Below are 11935 nucleotides of genomic sequence, written 5' to 3'. Positions count from 1 at the left end.
GTGAAATGTAAAAAAAGAAATCGAGATAAAACGCCAGAAAATCTTAAGGTATTGTAAAAGACTTATGTTTTACCTGAATTAGTTTTTTTTTAAAATTAAACAGTTTTAGATTTTAATTTAAATATTGAATTACTAAACTATTATAAAAATGACACTTATAGCATCATTAAATTGTTTATTTCCTGCTGACTTAAATGCTTGTACTTACCGCGTGGAAGATCTTTTTTAGTTAACGAAGCAATCGTTACACAATCTACACGAACCACTTGATACTCCAGGTGTTCAAAAATAGTACGAATCACACTACTTCCTACATTGCGTAATTTTAAACCTATTTCTTTTTTAGGAGATCCGTTTACGTAGCTAATGTCTTCTACAAATATCTTCTTACCGTCAACACTCAATCCTTTAGAGATTTTTTCTAAATCTTCTGCTTTAAGGTTTTTGTCTAATTCTATATGAAACAAGCGTGGAAGTCCTGCTTTAGAATTAGTCAATTTTTGCATTAACTTTTCATCATTAGTAAATAAAATAAGTCCGGTTGCATTGCGACCTAATCGACCTACAGGCTGAATACGTGATTTTGTTGCCGGTGCAACAAGATCCATTACCGTCATTCCTTTTTCATTACTCGTGGTAACTGAAAACCCTTTTGGTTTATTTAGTAATACATATGCTTTTGGCTCTGGATTAATGCGCGTACCGTCAAAGCGTACATCATCATCTAACTTCACCTTGTAGCCCATTTCATTTATGATTTCCCCGTTTACGGAAACCTGACCTGTAGCTATATACATGTCTGCCTCTCTCCTAGAGCAAACACCACTATTTGATATATACTTATTAAGACGAATACCGTCTTTATCTTTATTCTTTTGTGAAGAACCTTTTGCTGCACTCGCTGCTTTATCTGCAGAAGCTCCTGTTTTTCTCTTTATAGGAGCATTGCCCCTGGCATTACTTTTACTACGTAAATTATTAGATCCGCGACCAGACGCTTTCCCGTCTCTACTGCTTTCTTGATGTCTGCTCATAATTATAAATTTTTGCAAAGATACATATTTAAATAGCGAAAACAGAGTATATAAAATGGCCTCAAAACACCAATTAGCTAAGAGAAAAGTAGCCTCAAATTAACCTTAAATTCATATTCATACAGCAGAAATCTATTGATATTTGAATACTCCTTAATTTTTATAAACTAATTGACACAAAAAACCAGTTAGTGCTGATAATCATCTAATAAAATTTAGAATCTAGAGTGGGTTTTAGTATTTGTATACATAACGTAAACAATCGCTTAATTAACTCAAAAGGAAAGATTTAGTCCTTATTTGATAACTGCTATATTAAAGAAAAACATCTTATGGAGTAGTACATTTGACACATCAATCTTAAAAACAAAAAGTCATGAAAAAAGTACAAATCCTTTTATTTTTAGCGGTATTCAATTTTGCAGCAGTATCTGCCGCAGCAGACCCAAAACCAGAAACTACTAGTGGAAAATTAAGAACTCAAATCATTAACCTACTTGGTGTTCCTGAACTCGAATTAAACGAAGACTTATTAGAGAGTACGATTCAATTTATGGTTACTTCTAAAAATACCATAGTTGTGCTTAATGTGTCTACAGAAAATCCACAATTAGAAAATTATATTAAAAGCAGACTTAACTATAAAAAAGCTGAAATAGAAATCACGGGTAACCGCATTTTTCACCTACCATACAAAATTAAAAAAGGATAAGCATCCTCTTATTTATTTGAATTAGCCAGAAAAGCCACCGCAATGCGGTGGCTTTTTCATTATAAAATTCTTTTGAGCACTAAGTCTGTATCTATTAAAAGAATACTAAACACACCCAGGACTAAAATAAATTTTAAAATATTATGCAATAAAACATAATGCATTTTTGCGCGAGACCACCAGAGCCAATATGAAAAAATAATCAATAAGAAAAAACTTCCGTAGAAGTAATAGCGCATAAGACCTACATCAAAGTTAGTAACTAAAAGATATGTGGGTAAAATCGTAAGGATGATTAGAAATGTAATTGCAAATTTTGTCACACGCTCACCATATACTATAGGTATATTTTTATAACCAAGTGCTACATCTCCTTTTATATTTTCTAAATCTTTAATAAGCTCACGCATAATAATTATTAGCCCCAGAAAGGTAGCGTGTACAAATATAACCTTGTCAAAATTTCTATAATAAATAAAGATTGCAAAAAAAGGAATAAGAGCTAATGAGGCTGAAGTAAGGTTACCCAAAAAGAGTATTTTCTTGAGTTTATGTGAATAAAACCATATTCCGAAAATATAACCTGAGAAGAAAAGAACGGCAAAAAAAGACACCGAACTTGCCACCACAACTGCTAAAAAATTTAAAATAAAATACAGCGTTAGTATTTTGTTTTGACTTACCATATGATCCAATCGCGTTTTATGCGGTCTATTTATTAAGTCTTTTTCACTGTCATAAAAACTATTGATGATATATCCTCCTGCAATAACTAAGGAAGACGCCAGTACTATAGAAAAAAGATTTACATCAAAAAGCACATCCCTGAGTGGGATATCTGGTGATAATATAAATATAGATGCTAAATATTGTGCGAGTACAATTATGAGAATATTATAACCTCTCACCACCGAAAACAAACTTAAAAATTTAAGAAGTAAAAGTTTGTTTCTTCGACTTATGCGAGACATATTCTACATTTTATAGGAAATGTGTAATTAGAAGTTGTAAACCACTTCCAGCTTGTGACCATCCAGAGCTTTTCGTGCTTTTTCGATATCTTCGGTAAAGCCCAAAATATAACCTCCTCCTCCAGAGCCGCAAAGTTTCAGATAAAAATCATTAGACTCTATCCCTTGCTTCCATAGATCATGAAAACTCGCAGGAATCATAGGTTTAAAATTACCTAAAACAGTTTTAGACAACTGCTTTACATTACTCAGAAGTGACTTAACGTCACCTTTTAGAAAATCATCTACACAAGCATCAGTATGTTTCACAAATTGCGTTTTAAGCATTTTTCTAAAACCTTCTTGTTTCATGTTTTCCATAAACAAGTTTACCATAGGTGCAGTCTCTCCTACCATTCCGCTATCCAAAAGAAACACAGCTCCTTTTCCATCAATAGTTTGCGAAGGAATTCCTGCCGGTTCTATATCGTCTTTACTATTTATAAGAATAGGCAGACTTAAATAACTATTCAATGGATCAAGACCAGAAGATTTTCCGTGAAAAAAAGATTCCATTTGACCAAAAATGGATTTCAGCTTAAGCAGCTTATCACGAGTAAGATTCTCTAAAATTGTGATTTTATCAAGTGCATATTTGTCATAGATAGATGCTACTAAAGCTCCACTACTTCCCACTCCATAACCCTGGGGTATGGTGCTGTCAAAATACATCCCTTCGGCTACATCTGCCTTTAACGTTTCAATATTAAATTGAACAAGATCTGGCTGATCAACCTGTAAAGCCTCCAGATATGAAGCAAAACGACCTAAACTTTCATTTGATTTTATTGCTTCTTCACTCGGATTTTCATCTACTTTAAGAGCGCCATTATAGAAATTATAAGGTATTGATAAGCCTTTAGAATTTTTAATAATCCCATACTCACCAAACAAAAGAATTTTTGAATAAAATAATGGTCCTTTCATAGAATGATCTAAGTTAATCGACTGCAAAGTTACAACTTTATTGCTCCAGTTCCCACGCTATCAAAAATATACCTGTTATTTTGGCAATATTCACTAAGTGAAGATTTTATAAAATCCTGAACTTCATTTTTATAGTTTTTCGGAAACAATACATGAACGTTCGCCCCAGCATCTAACGTGAAGCATAATGGGATACCAGTTTCTCTACGATACTCCCAGATCTTCTCTATGATTTTAAGTGTATTAGACTTCATCAAGATAAAGTATGGCGAACTCGTTAACATCATAGCATGTAAAGTAAGCGCTTCACTCTCGACAATATGTATAAAACTGTCTAGATCACCATTTTTTAGGATAGGAATAAGCTTTGCCAGATTCTCATGCGCTTGATTAAATCTACTCTCTGCATACGGATGATTATGCATTAAGTTGTGACCTACGGTACTACTCACCTGTTTTTCACCTTGATCTACCAGAAGTATCGCATCTTGAAAATCTCTAAAATTCTCGTGAACTTCATAGGGGTATGAAACTCCATAAATATCACTGCTTCCTTCAATTTCTGAATGCTCTCCCCAAACCACAAGAGGACCTTCTAGAGAACGACAACCACTCCCAGAACCTAATCGAGCTATAAACGACGCTTTTTGAGTAAAATAAGTATCGGTAAGCCCTGGCTGCATCTCGCGCTCCATTTCCATTAGACACAATGCAATAGCACTAAAACCACTTGCAGAGGATGCAATCCCAGAACTATGCGGAAAGCTATTGGTTGTTTCAACAATAAATTTATACTCTTTTACAAATGGCATATACTGCAGAATACGACTAAAAAATTGATGGATTTTAGCCTCAAACCCAGGCTTATGCTTTCCGTCTAAAATTACCTTTACCTCAAAATTCTCCTTATGATTATCTCGCTTTTCAAAATGCAATGTTGTGGTCGTTCTACACGTATCTAATGTAAAACTAATAGAAGGGTTTTTAGGTATTTGAATTCCTTGCTTACCCCAATATTTTATTAATGCGATATTGCTTGGCGACGCATAACTAAACGATGTGCTTGATAAATTCTGAGTATAATCTGCAGGTAAAAACTTTGTACTTGTCATAGCGCAAATATAAAAACTTCTTAAAGGCTTATTACACATTTTAAAGAGTTAGCTCTAAGAAATATTTTTATAAATTAGTCTTAAGAATTATGCCTATGTTTTCAAAGAAAGCTAAACGTATTTTAATAGCTATATTTATATGTCTTTTAATAGGATTTATAGGTTCTGTAGCTACACAAAGTAGTGTGCAAACCTGGTATCCTACATTAGCAAAACCATTTTTTACGCCGCCAAACTGGCTCTTTGCACCAGTCTGGACAATCTTATATATTGTAATGGGTATAGCTGCTGGTCTAGTATGGGATGGAGGCTCTTACCATAAATGGGTGAAAACGGCTCTTTATCATTTCGGTTTTCAGTTGCTTTTAAATGCTTCCTGGTCTATCTTCTTCTTTGGATTGCAACTTGTTTTACCCGCACTCTTTATAATTATAGGTTTATTTATATTACTGCTCTTCACCTTTAAATGGTTTAAAGTTGTTAATAACACTGCTGCCTATTTACTTGTTCCCTATATACTCTGGGTAATTTATGCTGCAGCGCTAAACTTTGAAATCTGGCGATTAAATTAAAAGCTATTTGCAATCGCATTGGCGGCAATAAAACCTCCCGTCCATGCATTTTGAAAATTAAAACCACCGGTAACTGCATCTATATCTAAAACCTCTCCTACTAAATAGAGATTAGTATGTTGTTTAGATTGATAAGTTTTAAAATCAATTTCTTTAAGATTAACACCACCTGCTGTAACAAACTCTTCTTTGAAGGTGCTTTTTCCATCAACCTGAAATATTCCGTTTTGTAACTGCTTCACTAAATTCTCGATGTCAATTTTTGTGATATCTGCCCACTTTTTTTCGTGGTTAACACCTGATGCGTTTAGAAGACTTTGCCACAACCGCTTTGGCAAATCAAACGGTGACCATTTATGCAACGTCTGTTTTGCTAATTCAACTTTATAATCTCGTAATTTCTCATATAAAAATTCAGATTTAAAATCTGGAAGCCAGTTCACACATAGATTAAACTTATAATCAAGCTCGTTCAATATGCGAGCTCCCCAAGCAGAAAGCTTCAATATACCTGGACCACTCATACCCCAGTGCGTTATAAGAACTGGCCCTCTAATATATTTGAGATTTTGATTTAAATAAGCCCTCTTCTTAGCATTTAGCTCAGCTGGGATCTCCAGACTTACTTCAGCTAAAGTAGACAATCCTGCAAGATCATTTATACGTTTATCTTTTATATTAAATGTAAATAAAGAAGGTACTGTCCATGTAATAGCAATGCCTTTATTTTGGAGTAGACTCAACATCTTAGGATTACTTCCTGTAGCTACAACCACCACTTTACAATTTAGCTTTTCATTTTTACTTTGTAATTTCCAGTTGACCCCCTCATTTTCTATATTAATTACCGGCCATTTTGTTTTAATATCAACATTATAGATTTTAGCTTCCTCTAAAAAGCAATCAATAATTGTCTGCGAACTATTACTTTCAGGAAACATTCTGCCATCGTCTTCGATTTTTAACGGAACCCCACGCTCTTCAAACCAAGTTATAGTATCCCCAGAAAGAAAGGTGTGAAAAGGTCCTAATAGTTCGCGTTGCCCTCTAGGGTAATTTTCAGTAAGAGGTTTAGGTTCAAATATTGCGTGGGTAACATTACATCTGCCACCGCCAGAAATCTTAACTTTTTCCAGTACTTGAGCTCCACGCTCGACAATAACAACAGAAAGCTCCTGATTTTGTTTTGCAAGGTTAATTGCTGTAAAAAAACCGGCAGCACCACCACCTATAACAACTACATCATAATTCATATTTGCAAAGATACTGTGTCAATAAATAGATATACTAAAAAAAATTGATAACGAGAAACTATTAATTTTATAAGAAACTTCTTGAAATTTAATTTGAAGAGCATTTGGTAGAAAATTTCTGAAATCTGACGCTTAAAATCTAAAAATGAACACATATGGCCACATTTTATTAAAATATTTAGCAATAAGTATCTACAATTACAATACTAAATGATCTCACTAATTACTGAAGCTAAAGTTGACAATCCGTAGAAACATTCAATAATTCACAAAAATAAGGGGAGATATTATCAAATTATTAATTAATTCCTAATAAATTATCAATTAGCTGATTAAATTTATTGTTCTCAACTACAACGATTTCGCAACTTAAACGTTGTAGTAGCTGATATTATTCATTTTTTTCTATAAATTTAACAACCAGAATCTTTTAAAAACTAAAATAATTTAAAATTAATTTTATGAAGCAATTTATACTTAGAAGTATACTTTTTTGCGCTTCGCTTTTACTGGCAGGTATAGCAAATGCGCAAACAGTATCGGGAACAGTATCCGAGCCCAATGGTCCCTTACCGGGCGCAAACGTTCTCGTAAAAGGAACGACAAATGGTACTACAACAGATTTTGACGGAAACTACACTATTAATAATGTAGCTGCAGGTAGCACATTAATCTTTAGTTATGTTGGATTTTCAGCAACGGAAGTAGCTGTTAATGGAAAATCTACAATTAATGTAACCCTTCAAGAAGATGCGGCTGCCTTAGAAGAAGTTGTAGTTATTGGTTATGGATCAACAACTGTAAAAGATGCTACAGGGTCTGTTGCCTCTGTAACATCTGAAGATTTTCAAAAAGGAGTAATATCTTCTCCAGAGCAACTAATTCAGGGTAAAACCGCAGGTGTTCAAATTGCATCAGGTAGTGGAGAACCCGGATCTGGAGTTGCAATACGAATAAGAGGAACTTCATCTGTGCGCTCAAATAACAACCCTCTATTTGTAGTCGATGGTGTACCGCTTCCGTCAGGAGATACATCAGCAGAAGGCTCTAATATTGGTGTAGGAACAAGTTCTGCAAAAAACCCTTTGAGTTTCTTAAATCCTAATGATATTGAAAACATAAGTATTCTTAAGGATGCTTCATCAACAGCGATTTATGGTTCTCGTGGAGCAAATGGTGTAGTTATAATTACTACTAAAAGCGGCCGAGGTGGGGCAAGCGGAGGAACATTTGAGGTTTCATCTGAAGTAAGTGTTTCTGATGCTGCAAATGAATATGATTTATTGGATCGCCAGCAATTTTTAAGTACAGTTGCTGCGTTTGGTGGATCAGCTACAGATTTTGGGAATGATACAGATTGGCAATCTCTTGCAACCCGAACTGCTATTTCTACTAATACCAACTTTGCTTATTCACAAAATTATGGATCAGGTAATGTAAGAGCAACTTTTAATTACGGGAATCAAGAAGGTGTAGTTCAAAAATCTTCTCAAGAACGTATTGTAGGACGATTAAACGCCTCACAAAGACTTTTTGATGATAAATTGTTGCTTACTTTGCAAAGTACTTTATCTCGAGTTAATGATGAATCACCTCCTCTTAGTGGAAGTGCAGGATCTACCGGTGATCTTTTAGGTGCATCATATTCTGCAAATCCTACTTGGCCAGCAGACCCAACATTTAATCCAGGAGATAGAATTAACCCTTTAAATTTAATTCAGAATTTCCAGAGTCAATCTGAAACTGATCGTTTTTTACTTAACCTTTCTGCTTCATATGACATTACTGATGACTTTTCAGCTAAAACTACAATAGGCTATGATCGAGCAGAATCAACTAGAAATGGATCTATAAACGCCAATACTTTTAACGTATCTCGTGGTGCGGGTGGTAATGGTAGAGGTGCTCTTAATGATATCGAAAATGATAACCGTCTTCTAGAAGTAACGCTTAATTATAAAAAAGCGTTTGACAATTCTAATTTCGATGCTCTTGTAGGTTTTTCTTACCAAGAATTTCAAGTTTCAGGAAGAAACATTGAGGGTTTTGGTTACCAATCAACTAATTTAGATCAAATGGCTGATGATCTCAATTCTTCAGCTTCACGTTTGGAGTCTCTAATTTCAGGAGGCTATCAACAATACGGATACTCTGCAGGGACTGGTTTATTTGTTAATAGACTATTTCCATCTCCATCTAGTGAATCTTTGGGTGATGTTACATCACTTCCATTAAGATCAGTTTTTGCTGATACTTTTGATAATACAGATGAACTTCAATCTTATTTCGCTAGAGTTAATTATACTCTTAATGATAAATATTTATTTACTGCTACAGTGCGAGCGGATGGATCTTCTAAATTTGGAAAAAACAATAAATACGGTATTTTCCCTTCTGCAGCTTTTGCTTGGAAAATTAACAATGAAGATTTTGCAGGGGATACATTCTCCACTCTTAAATTAAGATTAAGTTATGGTATTACAGGAAATCAAGATGGTTTAAGTTACGGACAATTTTTACAGAGACAAAGATATTCTGGAGGAGGAATTAACGATGATGGAGCTATCAACATCCCTGGTATTACAACCGTATCGTTCCCTAATCCAGATTTAAAATGGGAGGAAACTACACAATACGCTGTAGGATTAGACTTTGGTCTTAACAATGATCGTTTTAGTGGTAGTCTTGATTTGTATCGTAAAGAAACACGAGATTTATTACTTAATATTAATGCCGCTCAGCCATCTCCACAACCGTTCTTTTTTCAGAATATAGACGCTGTTGTTTTAAATACTGGTGTTGAAGCTGCACTTAATTACGATATTTTACAAGGTGACGATTTTAGCTGGACAATTGGTGTGAATCTAGCATATAATAAAAATGAAATTCAAGATTTTGATGGAAGACTAGCAGCTGGTACAATTCGAGGCGCTGGGCTAACAGGTGCTTTTGCCCAAAGACTTGAAACTGGCCGACCTATATACTCATTTTATTTAAGAGAATTCACAGGGTTTGATGATAATGGCAACCCGACTTTCGAGGGAGGTGTGGATAATCAAAAATTTGTTGGAAAGAGCGCTTTACCAGACATAACTGGTGGTATTTCAACATCTGCTAGTTACAAAAATTGGAGTGCTTCATTATATTTTAATGGCCAAGCTGGAAATTATATTTATAATAATACTGCAAATGCATTTTTCACAGGAGGTGCAATAGGTAGTGGAAATAATGTTACTACAGATGTAATCGACTTAGCAGGTGTTGAAGGTAGATTTGCAGAAGCATCAGTTTCTACAAGGTTTTTAGAAAAAGGAGACTTCTTAAGATTACAAACTGCCTCTATTGCATATAATGTACCAATGGAAAATGTAGGGTTCTTTAAAACAATGCGCTTTAGCCTAACTGGTCAAAATTTGTTTGTTCTTACAAGCTATAGTGGTTTAGATCCTGAAGTGAGTGTAGTGCCAGGTGGAGGAGATTTATTAAATGGTTTACCCATCGCTGGTATTGATTACTCGTCTTTTCCAAGACCTAGAATATATAGTTTAGGAGTAAACTTAACTTTTTAAAAAAATAGACATGAAAATAAAGACTTTAATTAAACCCTTTACCTTTTCAGCTTTTGCTATAGCTATTCTGGTATCGTGTACAGATTTGGAAATAGAAGAGACCGATTCTATTATTAGTGAAGATACAGGAGATTTTACATTTACTCCTCTTGCGGATCCTGCATCTTCTTTGAGCGATCTTTATAATAAAGTCGGTGGTGATTTTCAAGGGCAAGATAATATATATGCGCTAAATGAAGTTACTACTGATGAACTCCTGGTTCCAACACGAGGAACAGACTGGGGAGATAATGGCGTATGGAGACAATTGCATACTCACACATGGAATGCAGCTCATATATTTATTTTAAACTCTTGGAACACTTTAAATCAAAATGTATTTAGGGCTACTGAAATTATAGAAAGTAATCCTTCGACTGCAGTTGTTGCCGAGGCAAAGTTTCTAAGAGCATATAATATGTTCTTTGTAATGGACTTTTTTGGTTCTGTTCCTTTTAGAGAAGTGACTGAAGGTCCTGATGTAGACCCACGAGTATTATCCCGTATGGAGGCCTATGATTTTGTTATGCAAGATCTTACAGAAGCGCTTGCAGATTTACCTACAACTGGTCCAGATTTAACAAAAACTGTGAAAGCAACTAAGCAAGCGGCACAATTTTTATTGGCTAAGCTGTACTTAAATGCTTCTGTTTATAATGGGTCCGGAACTTTTGACCCTACAGATATGGATGCCGTAATTGCAGCTGTAGACGCTATAACTGCAAGTGGTTTTGCAGTTGAATCTGATAAAAATTATTTTGAGATCTTCGAGCCTACAGAAGATACCGAAACGATCTTTTTCTTAAGAAGTGAAGTTGCCGCAAGAATATGGAACTCTTTACATTATAATCAAAATGCTCCCGACAATACTGGTGGAGGTTGGAATGGGTTCTCTACTTTGGCTGAATTCTATGACAAATTTGAGGGTGATCCCAATTCTAATTATGCTGGTGATGGTCAAGAAGAACGACGAGGTATAGTTTGGGATAACACCAATGCGAATGATTTAAATCTTGGTATTGGATATGGTTTTCTAATTGGTCAACAGTATAACTCTGATGGAACAATGTTAAAAAATAGACAAGGAGGACCACTTGCATTTACAAAGGAAATACCTGCTCTTGTAGGTAATACTGAAGTCCAGGGTATAAGATTACTTAAATATCACCCATACGATCCTATCCCAGATACTGGCGATGACAGCCCATTAATAGAATCTTTTAGAAGACATCAAATCTTTTTTAGATATGCAGATGCATATTTAATGAAAGCTGAAGCTCTTTTTAGAAAAGGTCAAACAGCAGAAGCTTTAGCAATGGTCAATGATTTGAGATCAAAAAGAGACAATACTCCTGCTCTTACCAGTCTGGACGAAACATCATTATTAGATGAGCGTGCAAGAGAATTGTTTATTGAAACATGGAGAAGAAATGATCTTGTACGTTTTGATCAATTTACTTCACCTTGGAGTCTGAAAGAAGTAACCGGTGACCCAAATAAAAATTTATTTCCAATCCCGGAAATTGCCCTCTTATCTAACCCTAATTTAACTCAAAATCCAGGTTACTAATAATTAATATTTATAGCCTAAATAAAAGAGAGGATCCTAAAATGGTCCTCTCTTTTAAATTAGTAAATTCCCTAAAATTTGAATTCTTCTCAATATGCAACAAGTGCGTTTTTACATTTTAATTGTATGGTGTGCAT

At 34.7% G+C, this 11935-nt stretch carries 9 protein-coding genes; 4 read left to right on the top strand and 5 right to left on the bottom strand.

What is annotated here, in order from left to right; all coding sequences use genetic code 11:
* Window positions 1-155: 155 nt before the first annotated feature.
* Entirely contained in the window at window positions 156-1034 is an 879-nt protein-coding gene (locus DSM00_RS12210) for a pseudouridine synthase (protein ID WP_128758250.1), read from the bottom strand.
* A 376-nt stretch (window positions 1035-1410) separates the two neighbouring features.
* On the opposite strand from DSM00_RS12210, the gene DSM00_RS12205 reads away from it, so the two are divergent.
* Window positions 1411-1746, top strand: a complete 336-nt coding sequence (locus DSM00_RS12205) for a hypothetical protein (RefSeq protein WP_128758249.1) — start codon at window positions 1411-1413, stop codon at window positions 1744-1746.
* Window positions 1747-1805: 59 nt separating this feature from the next.
* Here the strand turns inward: DSM00_RS12205 and DSM00_RS12200 are convergent, their stop codons facing one another.
* The 3 genes from DSM00_RS12200 to DSM00_RS12190 are packed head-to-tail and all read right to left on the bottom strand — an operon-like array spanning window position 1806 to window position 4795.
* On the bottom strand, window positions 1806-2717 hold the full coding sequence (locus tag DSM00_RS12200) for a geranylgeranylglycerol-phosphate geranylgeranyltransferase (RefSeq protein ID WP_128758248.1): 912 nt from the start codon (window positions 2715-2717) through the stop codon (window positions 1806-1808).
* Between the two features lie 27 nt (window positions 2718-2744).
* On the bottom strand, window positions 2745-3683 hold the full coding sequence (locus DSM00_RS12195; RefSeq protein WP_128758247.1) for a mevalonate kinase family protein: 939 nt from the start codon (window positions 3681-3683) through the stop codon (window positions 2745-2747).
* A gap of 29 nt (window positions 3684-3712) precedes the next feature.
* Window positions 3713-4795 carry a diphosphomevalonate/mevalonate 3,5-bisphosphate decarboxylase family protein gene (locus tag DSM00_RS12190; protein ID WP_128758246.1) on the bottom strand — a complete coding sequence of 361 codons (1083 nt, stop codon included), beginning with the start codon at window positions 4793-4795 and terminating at the stop codon, window positions 3713-3715.
* 95 nt (window positions 4796-4890) lie between these two features.
* Between DSM00_RS12190 and DSM00_RS12185 the strand changes: the two genes are divergently transcribed.
* Complete coding sequence (locus DSM00_RS12185; protein ID WP_128758245.1) at window positions 4891-5367, top strand: TspO/MBR family protein; 477 nt, start codon at window positions 4891-4893, stop codon at window positions 5365-5367.
* Here the strand turns inward: DSM00_RS12185 and DSM00_RS12180 are convergent.
* Window positions 5364-6620, bottom strand: coding sequence for a BaiN/RdsA family NAD(P)/FAD-dependent oxidoreductase (locus DSM00_RS12180; protein WP_128758244.1), 1257 nt, complete (start codon window positions 6618-6620; stop codon window positions 5364-5366). The genes DSM00_RS12185 and DSM00_RS12180 overlap by 4 nt on opposite strands.
* A gap of 461 nt (window positions 6621-7081) precedes the next feature.
* Here DSM00_RS12180 and DSM00_RS12175 point away from each other — a divergent pair, with 461 nt between their 5' ends.
* On the top strand, window positions 7082-10189 hold the full coding sequence (locus DSM00_RS12175) for a SusC/RagA family TonB-linked outer membrane protein (RefSeq protein ID WP_128758243.1): 3108 nt from the start codon (window positions 7082-7084) through the stop codon (window positions 10187-10189).
* A gap of 10 nt (window positions 10190-10199) precedes the next feature.
* Complete coding sequence (locus DSM00_RS12170; protein WP_128758242.1) at window positions 10200-11798, top strand: RagB/SusD family nutrient uptake outer membrane protein; 1599 nt, start codon at window positions 10200-10202, stop codon at window positions 11796-11798.
* Window positions 11799-11935: the final 137 nt, after the last annotated feature.

It is taken from the genome of Leeuwenhoekiella aequorea (assembly GCF_004104375.1).
Taxonomy (GTDB): Bacteria; Bacteroidota; Bacteroidia; order Flavobacteriales; family Flavobacteriaceae; genus Leeuwenhoekiella; species Leeuwenhoekiella aequorea.
This window is presented reverse-complemented; position numbering and strand designations above follow the sequence as displayed.

Excerpts from the sequence above, each read along its gene's own strand:
- DSM00_RS12210 (WP_128758250.1), bottom strand. The coding sequence starts at position 1,034 with ATGAGCAGACATCAAGAAAGCAGTAGAGACGGGAAAGCGTCTGGTCGC.
- DSM00_RS12205 (WP_128758249.1), top strand. The coding sequence starts at position 1,411 with ATGAAAAAAGTACAAATCCTTTTATTTTTAGCGGTATTCAATTTTGCA.
- DSM00_RS12200 (WP_128758248.1), bottom strand. The coding sequence starts at position 2,717 with ATGTCTCGCATAAGTCGAAGAAACAAACTTTTACTTCTTAAATTTTTA.
- DSM00_RS12195 (WP_128758247.1), bottom strand. The coding sequence starts at position 3,683 with ATGAAAGGACCATTATTTTATTCAAAAATTCTTTTGTTTGGTGAGTAT.
- DSM00_RS12190 (WP_128758246.1), bottom strand. The coding sequence starts at position 4,795 with ATGACAAGTACAAAGTTTTTACCTGCAGATTATACTCAGAATTTATCA.
- DSM00_RS12185 (WP_128758245.1), top strand. The coding sequence starts at position 4,891 with ATGTTTTCAAAGAAAGCTAAACGTATTTTAATAGCTATATTTATATGT.
- DSM00_RS12180 (WP_128758244.1), bottom strand. The coding sequence starts at position 6,620 with ATGAATTATGATGTAGTTGTTATAGGTGGTGGTGCTGCCGGTTTTTTT.
- DSM00_RS12175 (WP_128758243.1), top strand. The coding sequence starts at position 7,082 with ATGAAGCAATTTATACTTAGAAGTATACTTTTTTGCGCTTCGCTTTTA.
- DSM00_RS12170 (WP_128758242.1), top strand. The coding sequence starts at position 10,200 with ATGAAAATAAAGACTTTAATTAAACCCTTTACCTTTTCAGCTTTTGCT.